At 64.4% G+C, this 23,250-nt stretch carries 17 protein-coding genes; 7 read left to right on the top strand and 10 right to left on the bottom strand.

What is annotated here, in order from left to right:
• Nucleotides 1-42 precede the first annotated feature (42 nt).
• Complete coding sequence (locus EP379_RS07145) at nt 43-531, top strand: hypothetical protein (protein WP_127477151.1); 489 nt, start codon at nt 43-45, stop codon at nt 529-531.
• Between the two features lie 193 nt (nt 532-724).
• On the opposite strand, the gene EP379_RS07150 is transcribed toward EP379_RS07145, so the two are convergent.
• Nucleotides 725-2,626, bottom strand: coding sequence for a sensor domain-containing diguanylate cyclase (locus tag EP379_RS07150; protein WP_127477152.1), 1,902 nt, complete (start codon nt 2,624-2,626; stop codon nt 725-727).
• A 154-nt stretch (nt 2,627-2,780) separates the two neighbouring features.
• Here EP379_RS07150 and EP379_RS07155 point away from each other — a divergent pair, with 154 nt between their 5' ends.
• A complete protein-coding gene (locus tag EP379_RS07155; RefSeq protein ID WP_127477153.1) occupies nt 2,781-3,434 on the top strand; it encodes a hypothetical protein in 654 nt (217 codons plus the stop codon).
• 126 nt (nt 3,435-3,560) lie between these two features.
• Here the strand turns inward: EP379_RS07155 and EP379_RS07160 are convergent, their stop codons facing one another.
• From EP379_RS07160 to EP379_RS07170, 3 genes are all read right to left on the bottom strand, one after another.
• A complete protein-coding gene (locus EP379_RS07160) occupies nt 3,561-4,571 on the bottom strand; it encodes a dihydroorotate dehydrogenase-like protein (protein WP_127477154.1) in 1,011 nt (336 codons plus the stop codon).
• Between the two features lie 2 nt (nt 4,572-4,573).
• Nucleotides 4,574-8,173 carry a pyruvate:ferredoxin (flavodoxin) oxidoreductase gene (nifJ, locus tag EP379_RS07165; protein WP_127477155.1) on the bottom strand — a complete coding sequence of 1,200 codons (3,600 nt, stop codon included), beginning with the start codon at nt 8,171-8,173 and terminating at the stop codon, nt 4,574-4,576.
• 116 nt (nt 8,174-8,289) lie between these two features.
• Nucleotides 8,290-9,219, bottom strand: coding sequence for a histone deacetylase family protein (locus tag EP379_RS07170; protein ID WP_127477156.1), 930 nt, complete (start codon nt 9,217-9,219; stop codon nt 8,290-8,292).
• A gap of 150 nt (nt 9,220-9,369) precedes the next feature.
• On the opposite strand from EP379_RS07170, the gene EP379_RS07175 reads away from it, so the two are divergent.
• The 3 genes from EP379_RS07175 (at nt 9,370) to EP379_RS07185 (ending at nt 13,995) form a co-directional block, all read left to right on the top strand.
• Complete coding sequence (locus EP379_RS07175) at nt 9,370-12,048, top strand: bifunctional acetate--CoA ligase family protein/GNAT family N-acetyltransferase (protein WP_127477157.1); 2,679 nt, start codon at nt 9,370-9,372, stop codon at nt 12,046-12,048.
• A 225-nt stretch (nt 12,049-12,273) separates the two neighbouring features.
• Nucleotides 12,274-13,551, top strand: coding sequence for a nucleoside recognition domain-containing protein (locus tag EP379_RS07180; protein WP_127477158.1), 1,278 nt, complete (start codon nt 12,274-12,276; stop codon nt 13,549-13,551).
• Nucleotides 13,552-13,623: 72 nt separating this feature from the next.
• Nucleotides 13,624-13,995: a TusE/DsrC/DsvC family sulfur relay protein gene (locus tag EP379_RS07185; RefSeq protein WP_127477159.1), complete on the top strand. Its 372-nt coding sequence runs from the start codon at nt 13,624-13,626 to the stop codon at nt 13,993-13,995.
• Nucleotides 13,996-14,076: 81 nt separating this feature from the next.
• Here the strand turns inward: EP379_RS07185 and EP379_RS07190 are convergent, their stop codons facing one another.
• From EP379_RS07190 to EP379_RS07215, 6 genes are all read right to left on the bottom strand, one after another.
• Nucleotides 14,077-14,523 carry a CZB domain-containing protein gene (locus EP379_RS07190; RefSeq protein WP_127477160.1) on the bottom strand — a complete coding sequence of 149 codons (447 nt, stop codon included), beginning with the start codon at nt 14,521-14,523 and terminating at the stop codon, nt 14,077-14,079.
• Nucleotides 14,524-14,717: 194 nt separating this feature from the next.
• Nucleotides 14,718-15,986 (bottom strand): RsmB/NOP family class I SAM-dependent RNA methyltransferase, encoded by a 1,269-nt coding sequence (locus EP379_RS07195; protein ID WP_127477161.1) that lies wholly within the window; start codon nt 15,984-15,986, stop codon nt 14,718-14,720.
• 94 nt (nt 15,987-16,080) lie between these two features.
• Nucleotides 16,081-16,710 carry a high frequency lysogenization protein HflD gene (gene hflD / locus EP379_RS07200; RefSeq protein ID WP_127477162.1) on the bottom strand — a complete coding sequence of 210 codons (630 nt, stop codon included), beginning with the start codon at nt 16,708-16,710 and terminating at the stop codon, nt 16,081-16,083.
• A gap of 4 nt (nt 16,711-16,714) precedes the next feature.
• On the bottom strand, nt 16,715-17,782 hold the full coding sequence (gene mnmA, locus EP379_RS07205) for a tRNA 2-thiouridine(34) synthase MnmA (protein WP_127478860.1): 1,068 nt from the start codon (nt 17,780-17,782) through the stop codon (nt 16,715-16,717).
• 26 nt (nt 17,783-17,808) lie between these two features.
• Nucleotides 17,809-18,258 carry an NUDIX hydrolase gene (locus tag EP379_RS07210; RefSeq protein ID WP_127477163.1) on the bottom strand — a complete coding sequence of 150 codons (450 nt, stop codon included), beginning with the start codon at nt 18,256-18,258 and terminating at the stop codon, nt 17,809-17,811.
• The gene (locus EP379_RS07215) at nt 18,158-18,829 is read right to left on the bottom strand and encodes a pseudouridine synthase (protein ID WP_197722875.1); all 672 of its coding nucleotides are present in this window, start codon (nt 18,827-18,829) and stop codon (nt 18,158-18,160) included. The genes EP379_RS07210 and EP379_RS07215 overlap by 101 nt, the downstream gene beginning before the upstream one ends.
• Nucleotides 18,830-18,940: 111 nt before the next feature.
• On the opposite strand from EP379_RS07215, the gene EP379_RS07220 reads away from it, so the two are divergent.
• The gene (locus tag EP379_RS07220; RefSeq protein ID WP_127477165.1) at nt 18,941-21,805 is read left to right on the top strand and encodes a putative bifunctional diguanylate cyclase/phosphodiesterase; all 2,865 of its coding nucleotides are present in this window, start codon (nt 18,941-18,943) and stop codon (nt 21,803-21,805) included.
• A gap of 74 nt (nt 21,806-21,879) precedes the next feature.
• A complete protein-coding gene (icd, locus tag EP379_RS07225; protein WP_127477166.1) occupies nt 21,880-23,139 on the top strand; it encodes an NADP-dependent isocitrate dehydrogenase in 1,260 nt (419 codons plus the stop codon).
• The last annotated feature ends 111 nt before the right edge of the window (nt 23,140-23,250 follow it).

Below are 23,250 nucleotides of genomic sequence, written 5' to 3' on the forward strand. Positions count from 1 at the left end.
ATGCCCCTCACTTCTACGTTAGCAACCAGAAAGGAGATAGTAGTGAGAAAATTAGGATGTGCAGTAGCCATGTGTGTCATTGCAACCACAGTTAGCGCTGAAAACGTAGTGGTCAAGCAAGCACGGGAGGCAGGGGTCAAGCGCTGCATGCCTGCGATTGAAAAGATTGCGAACTTTTTGATTGGGGATGGCAATGCGGGCGTACACAGCGTTTGGAACTCCGACAATCCAGACAAGCAAGCGTTCAGCGCGGTTATTGAGCGAAACTATAGCGATGGAGCTATCGTTACAAACCTTAACGTAACTCCTGTGCCAACAGGCCAATGTTATGTCGAGTATGAGAAAATAATTCAATTTAATAAATCATGCCTTGCTGCCGCACAAGAGTTCAAAGGTGCTGAATATAAAGGCGAGGTGAACAAGGAGGTTGGCGCATTGAACCACAATGGAGTGCATGTTTACCTCATCCCATCCGGTACTAATTGTATTGTTGTGCGCAAAGAGATAATCATGGATGGCCTTAAGCTGTAGTTGCTAACAGTGGGTTCCAGCCGACCGAAAATCGCTACGCGCTTTTCGGTCGGCTGAATCCCTGTGCCGCCATTTTCCAACGAGGATAAGTCGTTGGAAATTGAAGCTAATCGAAAATCACACTTTTCGATTGGCGTGGTCTGAGAAGTCCAAGATGGACTTGTTCAGACCTTCCCTAAATCCTTCGCCCTCGCTACCCCATCTCCTCCGCAACAACCGTCCGGTTCCTGCCGCTTTCCTTGGCGCGATAGAGCGCCGCGTCGGCGCGTGTCAGCGGTGCGTCGATGCGGTTGTCCGTGGGCAATATTTCCGAGATGCCGATGCTGATGGTCAGGAGGAGCGATTCACCGTCATCCAGGGCCACCGGCGTAGCGGCGATGGTTTCGCGCAGGCGTTCGGCGGTGACGCGCGCCTCGGCGGGGCCGATGCCGGGGAGCAGGATGGCGAATTCCTCGCCACCGATGCGGCCGGGGATGTCGATCTTGCGGATGTTGTCGCGCATCAGTTTTGCCACGTGGCGCAGGACGGCGTCGCCGGCGGCATGGCCGTAGGTATCGTTGATCTTCTTGAAGTGGTCCAGGTCGAGCATCATCACCGAGGCGCAGGGGGTGACCGCGCGATCGAGGCGCGCCAGCTGTTCTTCCAGCCGGGTGAGGAAATGGCGCCGGTTGGGCAGGCCGGTGAGGGCGTCGGTGGTGGCCATCTCCTCGAGTTCGCGTTCCATGCGCTTGCGGTCGGTGACGTCGATGATGATGGAGTAGAGCAGGCGCTGGCTGTCGATATCGAGCGGCCCGGAGTAGACCTCGACATCGCGGATTTCGCCACTGGCGAGGCGGTGGCGGAAGTTGAAGTGGTTGCGGTTTTCGCTGCGCGCCCGTTCCATCTCGGCCCGGATGTCTTCCGGTGCCAGGGTGTTGATGGCGGTGATCTTCATGGTGCGCAGCTGGTCGATGTCGTAGCCGTAGTAGGTACTGGCCGCCTTGTTGGCGTCGATGATGCGGCCATCTGCCGGATCGATGAGCAGGTTGGGCAGGCGGGAATTCTGGAAGAAGATGCGATAGCGCTCCTCGCTCGCCTTCAGCGCGCGGGACAGTGTGGCCTCGGCCTCGGCGGCGGTGAGGCGCTGGCGATGCCACAGGGTGCTGAGGAATGCCAGGGTGGCGGCCAGGGTCAGAGCCATGATGCCGCCGGTGGTAAGGGCGAGCTGGTTGAGTTCGGCCAGCGCCTCCGCTTCGTCCATCTTGGCTATCAGGATCCAGGACGTGCCGGGGACGGCCCGCCCGACAAACAGGGTGCGGACGCCGCGGTAGTCGATGCCGGTCATGCTGACCGGCTGGGCGCCGGCCCGGATGGCAATGGCGGCGGGCAGTTCTTCCGTGGCCACTTGCCAGCGCAGGTGGAAGGCCGTGTCCGAGTGGTGGCGCAGTGGGTTGAGAAAGGCGATTTCATTCCCCTCGCGGCGTACCAGTACGAGTTCGCCGGTGGCACTGGGACGCGGCCAGCGCCGGATGTGTGGGTAGAGATGGGACTCGGCCCGCAGGCCGACGAAGAGCACGCCGATGGCGCGTCGATCGGTGTCGGTGGCGACGAAGATGGGGGCGACGTGGCCCAGGCGGATGGAGCCGTCTTCCTTGTGCAGGTGCAGGTCGACCATCCTGACCGCGCCGGTGTCCACCGCTTCCTTGGCGAATTGGCGCATTTCCGACATTTGCGGCATGACATCGCCTGCGCCGAGCAGGCGGGTGCCGTCCAGATCAAGCAATTCGGCGCTGGCGAAATCGTAGGACTCACGGAAATTGTGCAGAAAGCCGAGCAGGTGCTCCTCCGCGGTCTTGTCACCGTTGTGCTTCCATTGCGCCAGGGCGGTGGCGATGGTGGGATTGCCGCTGGCCGAGGCGACATTGGCACGGCGTTCGGCCAGCCATTCGGTGATGATGCCGACCTTAAGCTCCGCCACTGCCTCCATCTCATCGAGATGGACCCGCTTGAGATGGGCGGCCTGCTGGCCATAGCTCACCAAACCGGTGGTGAGGATCGCCAGGCTAAACAGCAGGAAGATCAGGGCCAGGGTGCGGGCTTGCTTGTCGCGCGGCATGGAGGATATCCGGGGAGTATTCAGCGTGGTGCCATCCGCATGATAATGCCCCAGCGTTCAATTGCCCATAGGTTGCACGCGCATGATCGTTGCCGCTGCCATAGGTCTTAATTTGGTGCACAATGGGCGACACACTCCCTGTCATGAGAAAGCCATGTCCCGTTTGCGTCTCGCTGTATTTCTTTTGCTGTTCAGTGCCTGCCTGCCGTTGCAGGCCGAGGAGTTGCATGCCGCGCTCTACTTTCAGCGTGACGAGATGACGCTGCGCAGCGGCGCGGCGGATGTGGATACGCGGGTGGGGCGGATCGGTTTCACCCTGACCAGCCGCTACAGCGACTCTCTGGAGGGCAGTCTGGAGATCGCCCACGCCAGCGTGACGCAGGACGGCAATGCGGCGACGCAGGGGATGAATCCGGCGGGCGAGTTTTTCGGCGTGGCGTTGCGCGCCTGGCCGCTGCGCAGCGACTATCTGGACCTCTGGCTGGGGGCGGATTACGGCCTGTTGACGGTATCCGGCAGTAACAACGGCCAGTCGACCGAGCTGGACTGGGATGATGCCGGCGTGTCGGCGGGACTGGTGCTGCATGCCGGCCGCATCGACCTGCTGGTCGGCGCGCGCCATGCCGATCTCCGCGGCGACGAGGTGGCCAGCGGCACGTTGAGTTACACGCACAGCCTGAAGCTGGAGGACAAGACCACGTATTGGGGCGGAGCGGATTTTTACGTGGACAAAACCGGCACCATCGGCGTGCTGGCCTACGGCGGCGGACGCGATGGCTTCATGCTGCGGTTTGCGCGGAGTTTTTAGCCGCTGGCAGGGGGCGCGATGATGGGCACGCTGCGCTCTGCGCATCCTGTGGTGATGTATCGTCTGGCCGCTTGAAACCCGCCCCGCAACGGGGAAGAAGGACCGGCACCATTTCCCCGCCACCTCTCAAACACCCACCCCCGGCAGATAGCTGTCCAACAGTTGCAGGTAGTTGGCGCGTGCGTAGGCGGAGGCCGAGGTGTCGCCGGCGTGGCGCTGGCTGAGCATGCCCTTGAGCTGATCCACCGATTCGTACGGACTTTCCTCCAGCCATTCCTCCATGCCGCGCAGAATGTCGGCGAGGCGGCGCGGACCGTGCAGCAGCAGGGTGCTGCACAGGTGTACCACGTCGGCACCGGCGAGCAGCATCTTCAGGGCATCGGTGTGGGTGTGCACGCCGCCGGTGGCGGCGAGGGTGAGTTTCACCTGGCCGTGCAGGATCGCTATCCAGCGCATGGCCAGCAGGGACTCGGCGGAGGTGGAGAGGTGCAGTTGCGGCGCGACGCGCAGGCTGTCGAGGTCGATGTCCGGCTGGTAGAAGCGGTTGAACAGGCTGACACCGCTGGCGCCGGCCTGTTCCAGGCGGCGCACCATGTTGGCCACCGAACTGAACTGCGGCGACAGCTTCATGGCGATGGGGAGGCTGACGTGCTGGCGCAGTTCGGTGAGCAGGTCCACGTAACGCTGTTCCACCTCGGCGCCGCTTGTTTCCGGATCGGCGGCGACGTGATAGACGTTCAGTTCCAGGGCATCGGCACCGGCCTCCTGCAAGGCCTTGCCGTAATCGATCCAGCCGCCGGGGGTGATGCCGTTGAGGCTGGCGACCACCGGGATATCCAGGCTTTGTTTCAGGCGCTGCAGCTGTTCCAGATAACGTTCATGCCTGGAGGGCATGTCGCCGTGCATGGGCAGAAAGCTGGTGGCCTCGGCATGGCCCAGGCTCTGATTGTGGAGAAAGGCGTCCATCACCTCATGCTCGTGCAGCAGTTCTTCCTCGAACAGCGAATACATCACCAGCGCCGCGGCGCCTGCATCTTCCAGCCGCCTGGCGGCATCGAGGCTGCGTGACAGCGGCGAGGCGGAGGGTACCAGAGGGTTTTTCAGTTCCAGACCGAGATAGGTGGTACGCAGGGTCATGATCACTCCTTCGCCTTGTCAGTCTTGATGTCGCCCGGTTGCGCGTAGCTCAGTTCCGCCAGCTGGCGGTAGTGCTGGTAGTTGCTGAGGGCGTGCTTTTGCGCCTGGCCGAGGAACTGCTCCGCCGCCTCCGGATGGCTGCGCCACAGCATGCTGAAGCGCGTTTCCTGGCTGACGAATTCGCGGTAGGCGATGGACGGCTCCTTGGAATCCAGTTGCAGCGGATTTTCCTGCTGCGACAGGCGGCGCGGGTCGTAGCGGAACAGCGGCCAGTGGCCGCTGCGCACGGCGCGGTCCTGCATGGCATGGTTCTGCAGCATGTCGGTACCCCAGGCAGTACAGGGGCTGTAGGCGATGATGAGCGAGACGCCGGGATACGACTCGGCCTCCAGGAAGGCCTTGAGGGTTTGCACGTCCTTGGCACCGTAGGCCACCTGGGCGACATAGACGTTGCCGTAGGCCATGGCGATCATCGCCAGGTCCTTCTTCGGCGTCGGCTTGCCGCCGGCGGAGAACTTGGCCACCGCGCCGCGTGGCGTCGCCTTGGAGGTCTGGCCGCCGGTGTTGGAGTATACCTCGGTGTCCAGCACCAGGATGTTGACGTCGCGGCCAGAGGCGAGCACGTGGTCGAGGCCGCCGAAGCCGATGTCGTAGGCCCAGCCGTCGCCGCCGACGATCCACACGCTCTTCTTCACCAGGGTGTCGGCCAGGGCCTCCAGTTGCCGCGCTTCGGGGCGATCGATCTTTTGCAGACGCTCGCGCAGGGCGGCGACGTGTTCGCGCTGCGCGTGGATGCCGGCCTCGTCGTCCTGCGCCGCACTGAGGAGCGCCGTCACCAGATCGTCGCCGATGTGGGCGGCCAGCGCCTTGAGCAGTTCGACGGCATACTCGCGCTGCTTGTCGATGGCGACGCGCATGCCGAGGCCGAACTCGGCATTGTCCTCGAACAGCGAGTTGCTCCAGGCCGGGCCGCGGCCGTTGGCATCCTGCGCCCAGGGGGTGGTGGGCAGGTTGCCGCCGTAGATGGAGGAGCAGCCGGTGGCGTTGGCCACCAGCATGCGATCGCCGAACAGTTGTGAGGCGAGTCGCAGGTAGGGGGTTTCGCCGCAGCCGGAGCAGGCGCCGGAGAACTCGAACAGCGGCTGCAACAGCATGGCACTTTTTATCACTGTGTTGCGCACCTCGCGCCGATCGAACTCGGGCAGGCGGAGGAAATATTCGAAGTTGGCACGTTCCTGTTCGCGCAGCGGCGGCTGCGGCGCCATGTTTAGGGCGCGGCGGCCTGGATTTTCCTTGTCCTTCACCGGGCAGATGTCGACGCACAGGCCGCAACCGGTGCAGTCCTCCGGCGCCACCTGATAGACGATGTGCGCGCCTTCCGGGAACTCCTTGCCCTTGAGTGGCTGATGCTTGAAGGTGGGCGGTGCGTCCTTGGCCTGGGCCGGATCGAACAGCTTGCTGCGGATGGCGGCGTGCGGACAGACGAAGGGGCACTTGCCGCAGGCGATGCACAGCTTCTCGTCCCACACGGGGATTTCCAGCGCGATGTTGCGTTTCTCCCAGCGCGTGGTGCCGGTGGGCCAGGTGCCGTCGGCGGAGATGGCGGAGACCGGCAGCTCGTCGCCACGCCCGGCCATCATCACGGCGGTTACCTTCTGCACGAATTCCGGCGCATTGGCGGCCACCACCGGCGGCCGCTCGAACACCGAGGTGACCTTGCCCGGCACGGCCACCTCGTGCAGGTTGGCGATGGCGGCGTCGATGGCGCGGTAGTTGAGCTCCACCACCTTCTGGCCCTTCTTGCCATAGGTCTTGTCCACCGCCTCCTTGATGGCCTTGATGGCCTCCTCGCGCGGTAGCAGTCCGGAGATGGCGAAGTGGCAGGTCTGCATGATGGTGTTGATGCGCTGGCGCATGCCGGCATCCTGCGCCACCTTGTAGGCATCGATGACGAAGAAGCGGATGTTCTTGTCGATGATCTGCTGCTGCATGCGGCGCGGCAGGGTGTTCCAGGCCGCGTCGGGCGCGGCGCTGGTATTGAGCAGGAACACCGCATTGGGGGCCGCCTTGTCCAGCATGTCGTAGCGTTCCAGGAATACGGTCTGGTGGCAGCCGATGAACTGCGCCTCGTTGTCACCGATGAGGTAGCTGGAGCGGATCGGCTGCTTGCCGAAGCGCAGGTGCGAGACGGTGACGGCGCCGGATTTCTTCGAGTCGTAGACGAAGTAGCCCTGGGCGTGCAGGTCGGTGGCCTCGCCGATGATCTTGATGGTGTTCTTGTTGGCGCTCACGGTACCGTCGGAGCCGAGGCCGTAGAACAACGCGCAGTTCACCGCACGTGCGGCGTCGGTGCGGAAGGAGGCGTCCCAGTCCAGGCTGGTGTGGGTGACATCGTCGTTGATGCCGACGGTGAAGCCGTTGCGCGGCTGCTCCTTTTGCAGCTCGTCGAACACCGCCTTGATCATGCCGGGCGTGAACTCCTTGGAGGACAGGCCGTAGCGGCCGCCGACGATGCGCGGCAGGGCGGCGAAGCGCGATTGCCCGGCGGCATAGGACTGCGCCACCGCGGCGAGCACGTCCTTGTACAGCGGCTCGCCGTCGGCCCCCGGCTCCTTGGTGCGATCGAGCACCGCGATGCGCCGCGCGCTGGCGGGCAGGGCGGCGAGCAGGGCGGTGGGGTCGAAGGGACGGTACAGGCGCACCTTGAGCAGGCCGACCTTTTCGCCATGGGCCAGCAGATGCTCGACGGTCTCGTGCGCCGCCTCGGCGCCGGAGCCCATCAGCACGATGACCCGCTCGGCGTCGGCGGCGCCGACGTAGTCGAACAGGTGATACTGGCGGCCGGTGAGTTCGGCAAAACGGTTCATTACCGATTGTACGATGACGGGCATCTGCTGATACCAGCCGTTGACGCTCTCGCGGCCCTGGAAATACACGTCCGGGTTCTGCGAGCTGCCGCGCAGCACCGGATGCTCCGGGTTGAGGGCGCGGGCGCGGTGCGCCTGCACCAGTTCGTCGCTGATCAGCGCGCGCACCACGCTGCGATCGATGGCCTCGATCTTCGCTACCTCGTGCGAGGTGCGGAAGCCGTCGAAGAAATGCAGGATCGGCACGCGCGCCTCCAGCGTTGCGGCCTGGGCAATGAGCGCCATATCCATGACCTCCTGCACGGAGTTGGCGCACAGCATGGCAAAGCCGGTGCCGCGGGTGGCCATCACGTCGGAGTGGTCGCAGAAGATGGACAGCGCCTGCGCCGCCAGCGAGCGCGCCGCCACGTGCAGCACCATCGGCGTCAGCTCGCCGGCGATCTTGTACATGTTGGGGATCATCAGCAGCAGGCCCTGCGAGGCGGTGAAGGTGGTGCACAGCGCGCCGGCCTGCAGGGCGCCGTGCAGCGCACCGGCGGCGCCGCCCTCGCTCTGCATTTCAATTACCGAGGGGACGGTGCCCCACAGATTCCTGCGCCCTTGCGCCGACCATTCGTCGGCGTGCTCGCCCATGGGCGAGGCGGGGGTGATGGGGTAGATGGCGATGACTTCGTTGGTGAGATGGGCAATGGTGGCGGCAGCTTCGTTGCCGTCGATGGTGACCATACGGTGCATCGTGTCCTCCGTTGTTGTGCGGGCCGATGTTTCCGGTCCTGCGTCCTAGCATAGCCTAGATAGGCGGCATTACGTCACCTATCGCGAATACATTCGAGACCGCCAGCGCCAGATGCTCAATGCACCCCCATCAGCACCTTGATATGCGCCGCGGCGCTGCGGCCAAGGGCGTTCATCACGTAGCCGCCTTCCAGCGCCGAGACGACGCGGCTGGCGCAGTGCACGACGGCCACCTCCATGATGCGCTCGGTGACCCAGGCATAGTCGGTGTCGAGCAGGTTGAGTCCGGACATGTCGTCTTCGAAGTGGGCGTCGAAGCCGGCGGAGACCATGATGAGCTGTGGCGCGAAGCGATCCAGCGCAGGCAGCCACTGTTCCGTCACGGCCTGCTGGAACTCCTCGCTGTAGGCACCTTTGCGCAGCCTGCTGTGGATGAGGTTGGGGCGATCGGCCAGCGGCGTTTCCGGGTAAAAGGGGTGCTGGAAGCTGGAGCAGTACAGCACGCGCGGGTCGTCCTTGAAGATGTCCTCGATGCCGTTGCCGTGGTGGGCATCGAAATCGAGGATGGCGACGCGTTCCAGGCCGTGCTGTGCCAGGGCATGGGCGGCGCCGACGGCAACGTTGTTGAAGAAGCAGAAGCCCATGGCACGCTGGCGCTCGGCGTGGTGACCGGGGGGGCGGATGGCGCAGAAGGCGGTTTCCATCTCGCCGCTCATGACGAGGTCGACACCGAGGACGACGGCGCCGGCGGCATGCAGGGCGGCGTCCAGGGTGTGCGGGGCGAGCCAGGTGTCCGGGTCGAGCCTCACCGCGGCCTGGCCGGGCTGCGGGGCGCGGGCGAACAGGTCATCCACATAGCCGCGGTCATGGACGCGCAACAACTGCGCACGCTCGGCGCGGGGTGCGTCGTAGTGGCGCAGCAGCGGCATCAGATGCGCCGCCACCAGGCGATCCTCGATGGCATGGAGCCGTTCCGGGCTTTCCGGGTGGAAGTCGCCCATGTTGTGTAGCAGACAATTACGGTGGGAAATATAGGCGGTGCGCATCGGGATTTCCGGCTGGGACTATCGGTTCAAGGTATCACCGGCATCGGCATCTGGCTACCGTGCAATTCGTCGTCGGCGAGGCAGATTTGTGGCGATCAACTGTGGTTAAATGACATCTGAACCTTGCATGGAAAGAAACCGGGGACTGTCATGGGACAACACTATCTGAAGCGGCTGTTCGAACCCAAATCCGTGGTCATTTTCGGTGCCAGCGATCGCCCCGACGCGGTGGGCGCGCTGGTGTTCAAGAACATGCTGGAGAGCGGTTTCAAGGGCGACGTCTATCCCATCAACCCCAAGCGCGACACCGTGCAGGGGCAGAAGGCTTACCCTTCCCTGGAGGCGCTGGGCAAGACCATCGACCTGGCGGTGATTACCACGCCCGCACCGACCATCCCGGCCATCATCGAGGACTGCGGCCAGCACGGCGTCAAGGCGGCGGTGATCATCTCCGCCGGTTTCCGCGAGGTGGGGCCGCAGGGCATGAAACTGGAGAAGGCGGTGCTGGAGAATGCGCGCCGCTACGGCATCCGCTTCATCGGCCCCAACTGTCTCGGCATCATGCGCCCGGACATCGGCCTCGACGTCACCTTCAACAAGGGCGGCGCCAAGCCCGGCAACGTGGCCCTGGTGTCGCAGTCCGGCGCCATCTGCACCGCCATCCTCGACTGGGCGGCGCCCAACGGCATCGGTTTTTCCGCCGTCGTCTCCACCGGCATCTCCGCCGACCTCGACTTCGGCGACGTGCTGGATTACCTGGTCAACGACCCCAAGACCGACAGCATCCTGCTCTACATCGAAGGCATTCATAACGCGCGCAGCTTCATGAGCGCCGTGCGCGCCGCCTCCCGCGTCAAGCCGGTGCTGGCGCTGAAGGTGGGCCGCCATACCTCCGGTTCCAAGGCGGCCATGTCCCATACCGGCGCCCTGGCCGGCGCCGACGATGTGTTCGACGCGGCGCTGCGCCGCGCCGGCGCGGTGCGCGGCATGCGCATCGGCCACCTGTTCTCCAATGCCAGCACGCTCGATGCGGGTTTCCGCGCCAAGGGTGAGCGGCTGTGCATCCTGACCAACGGCGGCGGGCCGGGCGTGATGGCCTCGGACCGCGCGGCCGATCTCGGCATTCCGCTGGCGGAACTGTCCGAGGCGACCATCGCCCGCCTCAACGAGGCCTTGCCGCCCACCTGGTCGCACGGCAATCCGGTGGATGTCATCGGTGACGCCACCGCCGAGCGCTATGCCGCCGCGGTGGATGCCTGCCTGGCCGATCCGGGCGTCGATGGCCTGCTGGTGATCCTGACGCCGCAGGCGATGACGGCCCCCAATGAGGTGGCTGCCGCGGTGGGCGCCATCGCCCGCCAGCACAAGAAACCGGTGCTGTGTTCCTGGATGGGCCAGACCCAGGTGGCGGAAGGTCGTGCCACGCTGGTGGAGGCGGGCCTGCCCACCTTCCACACCCCGGAGGCGGCGGTGGAGGCCTTTGCCTCGCTGACGGCCTATTACCGCAACCAGCAACTGCTGTTGCAGGCGCCGGGACCGATCTGGCAGAGCGTGCCGCCGGATGTGGAGGGCGCGCGCCTGATCATCGAGGGCGCCCTGGCGGAGGGGCGCAAGGTGCTGTCGGAGAGCGAGTCCAAGGCCATCCTCGGTTGCTTCCACATCCCCTCGGCACGGGCGGTGGTGGTACGTTCGCCCAACGAGGCCCTGGTGCAGGCGGCGTCCATGGGCCTGCCGGTGGCGATGAAGATCAACTCGCCGGACATCACCCACAAGTCCGATGCCGGCGGCGTGCGCCTCGGCATCAACACGGCGCAGGGCGTGCGCAGCGCCTACAACGACATCGTCACCGCCGTGCGGCGCAATCGCCCCGAGGCGCGCATCGACGGCATCACCGTCGAGCCGATGTTGCAGCGGCCCAATGGCCGTGAGCTGCTGGTGGGCATTTCCACCGACCCGGTGTTCGGTCCGGTGATCACCTTCGGTGCCGGCGGCATCACCGTCGAGGTGATGGGGGACCGCGCGGTGATGCTGCCGCCGCTCAACCGCTTCCTGGCCAAGGACCTGATCCAGCGCACCAAGGTGGCGAAGATGCTGGCGGCCTTCCGCCACATGCCGGCGGCGGACATGATGGCGCTGGAGAACGTGCTGCTGCGCGTTTCCGAGATCGCCTGCGAGCTGCCCTGGGTCAAGGAACTGGACATCAACCCGCTCATCGTCGACGACACCGGCGCCATCGCCGTGGACGCGCGCGTGGTGGTGGATTATCACAACGCCACCCACGAACGTTACGACCACATGGCGATCTACCCCTATCCGAACCAGCTGGTCAGCCGTTGGCAGCTGCCCGATGGCACCGATCTGGTGATCCGTCCGATCCGGCCGGAGGATGCGGAGATCGAGCAGGAGTTCGTGCGCAAGCTGTCCGAACAGACCAAGTACTTCCGCTTCATGCAGACCATCGACGAGCTGACGCCGGCGATGCTGGCCCGCTTCACGCAGATCGACTACGACCGCGAGATGGCCTTCATCGCGGTGGTGGAGAAGGACGGTGGCGAGGAGGAGATCGGGGTGTCGCGCTACGTCACCAACCCGGACCGTACCACCTGCGAGTTCGCCGTGGTGGTGTCCGACGCCTGGCAGCGCAAGGGCATCGCCCATCGCCTGATGGATGCCCTCATCGAGACGGCACGCTCACGCGGCCTGCGCATCATGGAGGGAGAGGTGCTGGCCAGCAACCACGACATGCTCTCCTTCGTGCGCGCCCTGGGTTTCTCGGTCAGCACCAGCGTGGAAGACCCGAGCATCAAGTACGTGTGCAAGGAGCTTTGAGCGCCGGATATTACGGACAAAAGCCTTCAACGCAAAGACGCAAAGGACGCCAAGAGCGCAAAGGTGTTGATGCGAATCTGCGAGAGGGAGGCAGTGGCATCGACGCAGGCGCCCGGTAAATCAGCGGCTTGCAGGGAATCGCGACCCCTGAAGATCAATTTAAGCCCTTTGCGCTCTTGGCGTCCTTTGCGTCTTTGCGTTTAACGAATTGGCCTTTCCAATCGAATGAACTTCGTCTTTTTCTTTCTCGTCGCGGTGGCGTTTGGTACCGCCGCGTGGCATCAGCTGCGCTGGGCAGGCGAGGGCGCGGCACCGATGGATGCCCTGTCCACCGCCATGGTGGAATCGGCGGCGGGTTCGGTGGAACTGGCCCTGGGCCTTGTGGGCGTGATGACGCTGTTCCTCGGCCTGATGAAGGTGGCCGAGGCGGGCGGGCTGCTGGTGATCATCGCCCGTCTGATCCGGCCGCTGATGGTGCGTCTGTTTCCCTCGGTGCCGGCGGACCATCCGGCGATGGGGGCGATGATCCTCAATCTTTCCGCCAATGCCCTGGGCCTGGGCAATGCCGCCACGCCCTTCGGCATCCGCGCCATGCAGGAGCTGGAGCGGCTCAACACCCGGCCCGGCACGGCCACCGACGCCATGGTGCTGTTTCTCGCCATCAACACCTCCAGCGTGACCCTGCTGCCCACCGGCGTCATCGCCCTGCGCGCGGCGGCCGGCTCCGCCGACCCGGCGGGCATCCTGCCCACCACGCTGTTCGCCACCTTCTGCGCCACCGCGGCGGCGATCATCGCCGCCTTCGCCTACCGCCGCTTCTTTCCCCTGGAACCCGTTGCCACGCCGGCACCGGGCGTGGTTGAGCCGTCGGGGGAGAAGGCACTGCCGGCAGAGGCCGGCCAGACCTATCCGCTGTGGATATCCATGCTGGCCCTGGGCACCTTGCTGGCATTGATACCCCTCAGCGTCCTGTACGGCCGCGTCATCGCGCCGTGGATCCTGCCCGGCCTGATGCTGGGTTTCCTCACCTTCGGCCTGCTGCGGCGGGTGCGCATCTACGAGGTGTTCGTGGAGGGGGCGAAAGAGGGCTTTCAGGTCGCCATCCGCATCATTCCCTATCTGGTGGCGATCCTGGTGGCGGTGGGGATGCTGCGCGCCAGCGGGGCGCTGGTGGCGGCGGTCAGCGCGCTCGCCCCCTGGACCGGCGCCATCGGTCTGCCGGCGGAGGCCCTGCCCATGGCGCTGTTGCGTCCCCTGTCCGGTTCGGGCGCCTATGGCGTGCTGGCCTCCATCATCAACGACCCGGCCATCGGTCCGGACAGCTATACCGGCTATCTGGTCAGCACCCTGCAAGGCTCCACCGAAACCACCTTCTATGTGCTGGCGGTGTACTTTGGCGCGGTACAGATCCGCCGCATCCGCCACACCCTGCTGGCGGCGCTGACCGCCGACGTGGTGGCGGTCTTTGCCGCGGTGTTTGCCTGCACCTATTTCCTGCTGTAGTCCACCCGGCGGACTATACTTGCAATATCCGATGCTATTGGTTGGGTATTGGCAGGTCCAGGGAGGTGCATCATGAGTCACGTCGATATCAACAAGTTCATCCACAACGCGGAGAGCGTCAGCCGCGACCCTGACGGGCATATGCTGGAACTGCCTCCCTGGGACGAGCGGGAGGCGGCGCGGCTGGCACAGGAAGAGGGCATTGCGCTCACGGCGGACCACTGGAACGTGGTGCATTTCCTGCGCGAGCACTATCGCCGTAACGGTCGCGCGCCGAGTGGACGGGTACTTTCGGCGGCGCTGGAGGAGGCCTTCAACGACTACGGCGGGCGGCGCTGGCTGTATTCACTGTTCCCACGCGGACCGGTGGTGCAGGGATCGCGCATTGCCGGGTTGCCGCTGCCGCCTTACAGCGCCGATGCCTCGTTTGGTTCTGTGGAATAACCGCCTGTAGGGGCGGACCATGTCCGCGACACGCGTGTTTCTCCCTCACGCTGCATCGCGGACTCGGTCCGCTCCCACATGTCAGATCAGTTCAGCGACCGCCTTCTCGTCCATCCCCAGCACCTCCTGCTCCAGCAACTCGATGGCGGCGAGCAGGGTCTTGGACATTTCGATCAGCCTGTTGAGCAGGGTGTTGAGCTGCTCGCGGCGATCGTCGCGCTTCTTTCCGGTGCCAATGAGCTTTTGGAAAAAACTTATTTCCTCGGTCTCGAACAGCAGCTTGAAGATCTGCATGTAGATGCTGTGCAGGGCTTCGTGCGGTGTTTCGATGGCCTGGAAGCCCGGCAGCGAGGACAGCTTCTGGCCCGGGCCGTAGTACCACTTGCCGAAGGCACAGTCGGTATGGATGACCGGAACCTGATCTTCGTTGATGGGGAGGCCGGCGACGATGGCCTGGGCGTAGGCGCGCCACTTGATGTGGGCGGACTTGGTGGCGCGCAGGTGCGTAATGACTTGTTTTTTGTCCATGTTCTCGTCCTTGATTGACTCCAGGAAAGCTCCATTGCAGCGGAGACGTGTTGCCAAATGTCTGACAAGCCCGCTGCGTGTAAGGATGTTACCTAGTTCACATCCGGCGGGCAATAGCGGACGACGGCATCAATCCTGATGCCGTCGGATGACAGGGTGATGACAGGAAACGGGGCGCTCGTGTCGCCGGCCGTTTATTGGGCATTGCGCTCCAGCGCGGCGGCGAAGAAGCCGTCGGTATTGTGGCGGTGCGGCCACAGGCGCAGCACCTCCCCGGCGTCGGGCAGGGCCACGTTGCGGCGGGCGAGAATTTCGCTGGCGGGGAGCAGGGAGAACTCCGGGTGTGCTGCGAGGAAGGCCTGCACCACATCTTCGTTTTCCTCGCGCAGCAGACTGCAGGTGGCATAGACCAGGCGACCGCCGGGGCGGACCAGACTGGCGGCGGTCTCCAGAATCTGGCGCTGGGTGGCGGTGATGACGGGGAGGTCCAGCGGACGCCACTTGATGTCGGGATTGCGGCGCACGGTGCCGCTGCCGCTGCACGGTGCATCCACCAGCACGCGGTCCGCCTTGCCGGCGAGGCGGCGCACGCGGTCGTCGCGCTCGGGGGAGATCACCACGGTGCGCACGTTGTCGAGTCCGGCGCGGGCCAGGCGCGGCTTCAGTTTCTCCAGACGCTTGGCGACGATGTCGAAGGCGTACAGTGTGCCGGTATTGGCCATCATGGCACCGAGTTCCAGGGTCTTGCCGCCGGCGCCGGCGCAATAATCCACCACCATCTCGCGCCGCTTTGGCTCCAGCAGCAGACCGAGCAACTGGCTGCCCTCGTCCTGCACCTCGAACAGGCCGCCCTGGAAGCTGGGGCTCTTGAACAGTGGGGCGCGGTCGGCGCGGCGCAGGCCGAAGGGCGAGTAGGGTGTCGGCTCCAGGGCGTGGCCTTCCTCGGCCAGTCTGGCCTGCACGGCGGCGCGGTCGGCCTTCAGGGTGTTGACGCGCAGGTCCAGCGGCGCCGGCTGATTGAGGGCTTCGGCCAGGCGCAGGGTTTCCTCCTCGCCGAGCTGCGCCACCAGCTTTTCCACCAGCCAGCCGGGCAGATTGGTGCGCACCTCCAGCGGCAGTTCGCTGGTGGCCAGGGCGCGCACGCGCTCGGTCAGGCTGCGGGCCTCGAAGCCGGGGCGCTCGGGGTAGTGCGCCTGTTCCAGGGCGCGCGCGCTCCAGCCCTGGGTCAGAAAATGTACCGCCACCAGCGCCGAGGCAGGGGCGTTGTCGCCAGCGGCATGGCGCAGCAGGGCCAGGCGGCGCAGACAGGCGTACACCGTCTCTGCCACGGCGCCGCGGTCGCGCACGCCCATCTCGCGGTGCTCGCGGAAATAGCGCTCCATCGCCTTGTCGGCGGCACCCTGGCCGTTGAGGATGGCGGCCAGCAGGGTGGCGGCGTGTTTGAGCAGGGCGTCGTGTTTCATATTTGAGTCGCAAGTTCCAAGTTACAAGTTGCAAGCAAAATTACACGGCAAGACGTTTTCTTGTCACTTGTAACTTGTCACTTGCAACTGGGGTTCAATGGGTCGTCAGTGCCAGCAGGCGCTGTGCCTCGGTGACGAAAGCCTTGCGTTTGAACAACAGTTGCCAGCGGGCGCCGCCGCTCTGGCTCCACAGCACGGCGGAGCGCATACCGGCCAGCAGCAGGGCGCGCACGCGGTTGGCGATGTCGGGGTTTTGCAGGTGGCCGTGTTCACCCGTCACCATGATGCGCGGCTGCAGGGTGCTGATGGTGTTGATGTAAATATCGGCCAGCGCGGCGATGACGGATTCGTGGGTGGCATGGAAGTGGTCCCGCTGCCGTTCGGCCTTTTGCAGTCCTTCGGCGATGGTGTTGAGCAGGTCCTTGCGCGCCGCAAGTTTGCGTTCCAGGGTGAGCAGGGCCACGACATAGCGCATTACCTCAACATCCTGTTCGTCGACCTTGCCGCTCAGTTGCTTCCGCATGATTTGCAGGCCGTGGCGCAGGGCGGAGAGATCGCCGTAGACATCCACGGTGGTTTCGGCATCGCGCACGAACAGGCTGCGGATCAACGCCTCGAAGGGGGCCTGCTCCACCATGCCGCGGCGCGCGGTCTGTGCCACCAGGGACGCGGCCTGAAACAGCCCGGCGAGGGCCAGGGTGCGGTCGGTAAGGGTCTTGCTCATGGCTTCAGTTCGGTGTCGTCTGTTCGATGATGCCGCCGCCGAGGCAGATGTCGCCATCATAGAAAACCACGGACTGGCCCGGTGTGACGGCGCGCTGCGGCTGGGCGAAGTCCACCTCGCAGCGGTCGGCATGCAGGGCCGTGATGGTACAGGGTTGATCGCCTTGGCGGTAGCGCACCTTGGCCTGGCAGGGGTGCGGCAGGGAAGGCGGCCGGCCGGCCACCCAGTGCAACTGGCCGGCCTGGAGGGCGCGACTGAACAGCAACGGATGATCATGGCCCTGGTCCACCCACAGAATGTTCTGCGCCAAATCCTTGCCCACCACATACCACGGTGCCTCGCCGTGCTCCTTGCGGCCGCCCAGGCCCAGGCCTTGGCGCTGACCCAGGGTGTAGTACATCAGGCCGTCGTGGTGGCCGAGCAGTTCGCCCGCCGGGGTGCGCATCTCGCCGGGCCGTGCCGGCAGGTAGCGGGCCAGGAAGTCCTTGAAGCGGCGCTCGCCGATGAAGCAGATGCCGGTGCTGTCCTTCTTGTCGTGGGTGACGAGGCCGTGGTCCTGCGCCAGCCGGCGCACGGCGCTCTTGCGCAGCCCGCCCACCGGGAACAGGGCATGCGCCAGTTGTTCCTGTTGCAGGGTGTAGAGAAAGTAGCTCTGATCCTTGTCCGGGTCGAGGCCCTTCAGCAACTGGTAGACGCCGTCATCACCACGGTGCACACGGGCGTAGTGGCCGGTGGCGATGGCGTCGGCACCGAGTTCCAGGGCATGGTCGAGAAAGGCGCGGAACTTGATCTCCTTGTTGCACAGGATGTCCGGGTTGGGCGTGCGCCCGGCGCTGTATTCGGCCAGGAAGTGGCTGAATACCCGTTCCCAGTATTCGGCGGAGAAGTTGATGGTGTGCAGCGGGATGCCCAGTCTGTCGCATACCGCGCGCGCGTCGGCGAGGTCGACGGCGGCGGCGCAGTAGTCCGCATCGTCGTCCTCCTCCCAGTTCTTCATGAACAGGCCTTCCACCCGGTAGCCCTGCTGCAGCAGCAACAGGGCGGCGACCGAGGAGTCGACGCCGCCGGACATGCCGACGATGACGTAGGGCTTGTTACTCACACCATCTCCGTCAGCAGTTCCAGTGGGTAGCGCTTGCCGGCGATGTAGTCGTCGATGCAGCGCAGTACCAGCGGACTGCGCAGGGCGTCGCCCAGGGCGGCCACTTCGTCACGACTGAGCCACACCGGGCGCAGGATGCCGCTGTCGAGGGCGCGTGCGGGGTCGTGGCCGGTGATGCGGCCGGTGAAGGCAAAGCGCAGGTAGGTGATGTCGCTGTCCGGCTTGCGCCAGCGGTACACCCCGAGCAGGGCCTCGGGCACGAAGTCGTAACGGGTTTCCTCCCGCGTCTCGCGTGCGGCGCCGGCGATGGGGCTCTCGTCCTCTTCCAGATGACCGGCGGGCTGGTTATACACCACGCGGCCGTCGGCCTCTTCCTCCACCAGCAGGAACTTGCCGTCCTGCTCCAGCACGCTGGCGACGGTGACGTGGGGTTTCCAGATTTCCATTTTTGGTTTCCTGTATCAGATTTGCATATTCATCGGCCGCCAGTGCGCGCCATTCGCCGGGGGCGAGGCCGGCCACGGTCCATGGCCCGATGGCCCAGCGCACCAGGCGCAGGGTGGGGTGGCCCACCGCCGCGGTCATGCGCCGCACCTGGCGGTTGCGTCCCTCGCTGATCTCCAGTTCGAGCCAGCAGGTGGGGATCGCTGCCCGGTAGCGGATCGGCGGCTGGCGCGGCCACAGCGCCGGTTCCTCGATCTGCCGCACCCTGGCCGGTGCCGTGGGGCCGTCGTTGAGCAGCACACCGCGGCGCAGCCGCTCCAGCGCCGCTTCATCCGGCACGCCTTCCACCTGGACCCAGTAGGTCTTGGGCAGTTTGTGGCGCGGGTGACTGATGCGATGCTGCAGGGCGCCATTGTCCGTCAGCAGCAACAGTCCCTCGCTGTCCCTATCCAGGCGTCCGGCCGGGCGGATGCCGGGTTGGGACAGATACAGAGCCAGGGTGGGACGGCCTTCGGTGTCGGTGAATTGCGGCAGCACACCGTAGGGCTTATTGAACAGGATGACTTTTGTCACGTAACTCGGGAGGCCGCTGTTGTCAGGCTGCATGGCAGGAAATGGCTGCGATATGGTACCGTTGCCCGGTTCCCAATACCACAGCTCAACAATACGCAATAAGAAGAAACCATGCCTCACTGGCTGCGCAGCATACGTCGGCGCATTATAGCGCTGTCCTTGCTCCTGAGCGTGCTCTTGCTCGGTGCCGTGCTGCATGCCGATCAGCGGGTGCGTGAGACGGCGGCCCGCTCCCAGGAGGGGATGGCGCAACAGCAGGCCTTCACCGCCGGTATCGCGACGCTGAAGAACACCGTGTATTTCATGGAGGGCGGCCTGTACCGCTATGCGGTGCTGCAGGACGATTCGGCACGCGCCGGCGTGGAGCAGTTGCTGGGCGAAATAAATCACCAGACGGCCGAACTGCGTGCCTCCGTGCTGCTGGCGGAGGATGACACGGTGCAGCAGAGCTTCGACACCCTGCTCATGACCTTGCGCCTGGTGGACAAGGACGTGCGTGACCTGCTGGATGTCATCGCCACCCTCGATAAGCGCTTTCCGGCCTCACCTATCATTACCGGCAAGCTCTTTCCACTGAATGTCGCGTTTGCCGCCGCCCTGGATGATGCTATGTTGGCCGTCGAGGTGGAGGCGAGCGGTGCCTTTGCCCGCGACCTGCAGCGATCGTTGCAGGAGCTGCGCTATCTATGGTCGCAGCAGATCAGCACGGTGCGCATGTATATCGCCAACCGTTCGGGTGTTTTCGGTACCCCGGAGGCCGGCATGCAGCAGCAGCTGCAGACCCGCAGCGAGTACATGCGCGAGATCCGTCGTCATCTCGATATCCTGCGACGCCATGCGAGAAATGCGCGGCTGCCCCTGCTGGCAGAGCGTGCCGAACAGATGCAGCAGCTCGCCGGTGAGTACGAGGAGCATTTCGGCGACATCGTCCGCATCTATGCATCGGGTGCCTGGCGTGGCGATATTGCCGTGCTGCGCAATATCATCCAGCCGTCGTTTGCCGAGGTGCGGCGCAGCTTCGACTCCATCGAAGCCAAGCTGGGCATCCTGGGTTCGAAGAGCATGATGAGTTCCCTGCGTCTTGCCGAGGAGCTCACCGGTTTTCTCTGGCGCGTCATCGCCGTGCTGGTGTTTTTGCTGCTGGTGGCCTATGTCGCCTACGAACTGGCCATTCGCCGTCCCATCGATCAGGTCATCATGGCCCTGCAGGCCCTCGGCAAGGGTGAGGCCTATACCCCGCTGCTGAAAACGCGGACCTATGAAACCGATGCCCTGCTGAGTTCCTTCCGCGAGATGCAGAACCAGGTCAATGCCCGCGAAATGCGCCTGCGCTCCATTCTGGATAATGCCAGCGACGGTATCATCACCATCAATGAGCACGGTGTCATCGAAACCTTCAATACCGCCGCCGAATCGCTGTTCCGCTACACGGCGGAGGAGGTCATCGGCGAAAAGGTCAACCTGCTGATGCCGCATCCGATACGCGAGGAGCATGACAATTACATCCGACGCTACATCGAGACCGGTGAACAGCGCATCATCGGCAACGAGATGAACGTCAATGCCCAGCGCAAGGATGGCACCATATTCCCCATGTCCATCAAGGTCGGCGAGATGATGCTGGACGGGCGGCGCTACTTCACTGCCATCGTGTCGGACATCAGCGAGCGCAAGGCGATGCTGGACCATCTGCGCCATCTGGCCGAGCATGATTCGTTGACCGGGCTATACAACCGCCAGTACTTTACCGATGAACTGGAGCGGGTGATGCAGCGCTCCATGCGCCAGAAGGGTCTCAATTGCGCCCTCCTGTATATCGATCTGGACAACTTCAAGTTCGTCAACGACACCCTGGGTCATCTCGCCGGCGATCGCGTGCTGATCGAGGTGGCCGGGCTGATCACCAAACGCAGTCGCAAGAGCGACATGATCGCGCGGCTCGGCGGCGACGAGTTTGCCGTGCTACTCTACGATGTCGATCTGGAGCATGCCCTGTCCACGGCGGAGAGCTACCGCCAGCTGATGGCCGACTACAACTTCCGCCATGAGGGGCGGGTGGTGGATATCGGCTGTTCCATCGGCCTTGCGATGTTCGAATCCGATGTCACCTCGCGCGAGGACCTGATGGCGCGTGCCGACATCGCCTGCCACATGGCCAAGCGCGCCGGCCGCAACTGCGTGCATCTGTATGAGGCCACCGACCGCGCCAACATGGATACCATGTTCGCCGACATGGGCTGGGCCCGCAGCATCAAGCAGGCCATCGAGCAGGATCGCTTTGTGTTCGCCCTGCAACCCATCGTCACCATCCCGCAGCGCTCCATCGTAAGCTACGAGCTGCTGCTGCGCATGCACGGCGAGAGCGACGAGATCATCATGCCGTCCGGTTTCATGCCCTCGGCGGAGCGTTTCGGCCTGATTCTGGAGATCGACCGCTGGGTGGTGCGCAAGGCCATCCGCCTGCTGGCCGAGAATGTCGTCGAGCCTGGCGCTCGCCTGTCCGTCAACCTGTCGGCCATGGCCATCGGCGATCAGGATATGTTGCGATTGATCACCGCGGAGCTGGAACAGCACGATGTCGCCCCGCAGCGCCTGACCTTCGAGATCACCGAAACCATCGCCATGGCCGACCTGTCGGCGGCGGTGGATTTCCTCGCCAGTCTGCGGGCCCTGGGCTGCGCCACGGCATTGGACGATTTCGGTGTCGGCTATAGCTCGTTCGCCTATCTCAAGGATCTGCCGGTGGATTACGTCAAGATCGACGGCTCCTTCGTGCGTGATATCGCCAAGGACAGCGTGCAGCTGGCGATGGTGAAGTCGATGAACGAGATTGCCCATGCCATGGGCAAGCAGACGGTGGCGGAATACGTGGACAACGATGAGGTGCTGCGCCTGCTCGACGAGATCGGCGTCGATTTCGCCCAGGGCTACCTTACCGGCCGGCCGCGCCTGGTCGACGCCGCCGCGGACCTCTGAGTCGGCGACTGACATCGCCCCGCCCCGGATGCTAGAATCCGGCCATATTTTTCCCGCTATCCCACGGAGCAGTCATGGCCTACGACAAGATCCAGGTGCCCGCCGACGGCACGAAAATCACCGTCAACGCGGATTTTTCCCTCAACGTCCCCGACCGCCCGATCATTCCCTTCATCGAAGGTGACGGCACCGGCGTCGACATCACCCCGGTGATGCGTAAGGTGGTGGACGCGGCAGTGGCCAAGGCCTACGGCGGCAAGCGTTCCATCGCCTGGATGGAGGTGTATGCCGGCGAGAAGGCCAACAAGGTCTACGCGCGCGACGTGTGGCTGCCGGAAGAGACCATGCAGGCGGTGAAGGAGTTCGTGGTGTCCATCAAGGGCCCCCTGACCACCCCGGTGGGCGGCGGTATCCGTTCCCTCAACGTCACCCTGCGCCAGGAGCTGGATCTGTACGTCTGCCTGCGTCCGGTGCGCTACTACGCCGGCACCCCCAGCCCGTTGAAGGAGCCGGAGAAGACCGACATGGTGATCTTCCGCGAGAACACCGAGGACATCTACGCCGGCATCGAGTGGGCGGCGGAGAGCGAGGGGGCGAAAAAGGTCATCGAGTTCCTCTCCAAGGAGATGAATGCCGGCAAGAAGATCCGCTTCCCGGCCACCTCCGGCATCGGCATCAAGCCGGTATCGCGCGAGGGCACCGAGCGCCTGGTGCGCAAGGCGATCCAGTACGCCATCGATAACGATCGCTCCTCGGTAACGCTGGTGCACAAAGGCAACATCATGAAGTTCACCGAAGGCGCCTTCCGTGACTGGGGCTACGCCCTGGCGCAGAAGGAGTTCGGTGCCCAGCTCATCGACAAGGGGCCGTGGTGCGCGTTCAAGAACCCCAAGACCGGCCGCGAGATCGTGGTGAAGGACGTCATCGCCGACGCCTTCCTGCAGCAGATCCTGCTGCGCCCCGAGGAATACAGCGTGGTCGCTACCCTGAACCTGAACGGCGACTACATCTCCGACGCCCTGGCGGCCCAGGTGGGTGGCATCGGCATCGCCCCCGGGGCCAACCTGTCCGACGCCGTGGCCATGTTCGAGGCCACCCACGGCACCGCGCCCAAGTACGCCGGCCAGGACAAGGTCAACCCCGGCTCCATCATCCTCTCCGCCGAGATGATGCTGCGCCACCTGGGCTGGAGCGAGGCCGCCGACCTCATCGTCAAGGGCATGTCCGGCGCCATTCAGGCCAAGACCGTGACCTATGACTTCGCCCGCCTGATGGACGGTGCCCAGGAGTTGTCCTGCTCGGCCTTCGGCGAGGCGATGATCCGGTACATGTAAGGAAGTTCTGAATAAGTTCAGAGCTTCCGCGGCACAGGAATGTGCCGCCATTTTTCAACGACGATAAGTCGTTGAAAAATGAAGCCAAGCGAAAATCACACTTTTCGCTTG

The sequence above is a fragment of the Sulfurivermis fontis genome, assembly GCF_004001245.1.
Taxonomy (GTDB): domain Bacteria; phylum Pseudomonadota; class Gammaproteobacteria; order Thiohalomonadales; family Thiohalomonadaceae; genus Sulfurivermis; species Sulfurivermis fontis.

Bases quoted from the DNA above. Each gene is read 5' to 3' on its own strand.
- EP379_RS07175 (WP_127477157.1), top strand. From the start codon at position 9,370: ATGGGACAACACTATCTGAAGCGGCTGTTCGAACCCAAATCCGTGGTC.
- EP379_RS07155 (WP_127477153.1), top strand. From the start codon at position 2,781: ATGTCCCGTTTGCGTCTCGCTGTATTTCTTTTGCTGTTCAGTGCCTGC.
- hflD (WP_127477162.1), bottom strand. From the start codon at position 16,710: ATGAGCAAGACCCTTACCGACCGCACCCTGGCCCTCGCCGGGCTGTTT.
- EP379_RS07180 (WP_127477158.1), top strand. From the start codon at position 12,274: ATGAACTTCGTCTTTTTCTTTCTCGTCGCGGTGGCGTTTGGTACCGCC.
- icd (WP_127477166.1), top strand. From the start codon at position 21,880: ATGGCCTACGACAAGATCCAGGTGCCCGCCGACGGCACGAAAATCACC.
- nifJ (WP_127477155.1), bottom strand. From the start codon at position 8,173: ATGCACCGTATGGTCACCATCGACGGCAACGAAGCTGCCGCCACCATT.
- EP379_RS07210 (WP_127477163.1), bottom strand. From the start codon at position 18,258: ATGGAAATCTGGAAACCCCACGTCACCGTCGCCAGCGTGCTGGAGCAG.
- mnmA (WP_127478860.1), bottom strand. From the start codon at position 17,782: ATGTCCGGCGGCGTCGACTCCTCGGTCGCCGCCCTGTTGCTGCTGCAG.
- EP379_RS07150 (WP_127477152.1), bottom strand. From the start codon at position 2,626: ATGCCGCGCGACAAGCAAGCCCGCACCCTGGCCCTGATCTTCCTGCTG.
- EP379_RS07220 (WP_127477165.1), top strand. From the start codon at position 18,941: ATGCCTCACTGGCTGCGCAGCATACGTCGGCGCATTATAGCGCTGTCC.
- EP379_RS07195 (WP_127477161.1), bottom strand. From the start codon at position 15,986: ATGAAACACGACGCCCTGCTCAAACACGCCGCCACCCTGCTGGCCGCC.
- EP379_RS07190 (WP_127477160.1), bottom strand. From the start codon at position 14,523: ATGGACAAAAAACAAGTCATTACGCACCTGCGCGCCACCAAGTCCGCC.
- EP379_RS07185 (WP_127477159.1), top strand. From the start codon at position 13,624: ATGAGTCACGTCGATATCAACAAGTTCATCCACAACGCGGAGAGCGTC.
- EP379_RS07160 (WP_127477154.1), bottom strand. From the start codon at position 4,571: ATGACCCTGCGTACCACCTATCTCGGTCTGGAACTGAAAAACCCTCTG.
- EP379_RS07170 (WP_127477156.1), bottom strand. From the start codon at position 9,219: ATGCGCACCGCCTATATTTCCCACCGTAATTGTCTGCTACACAACATG.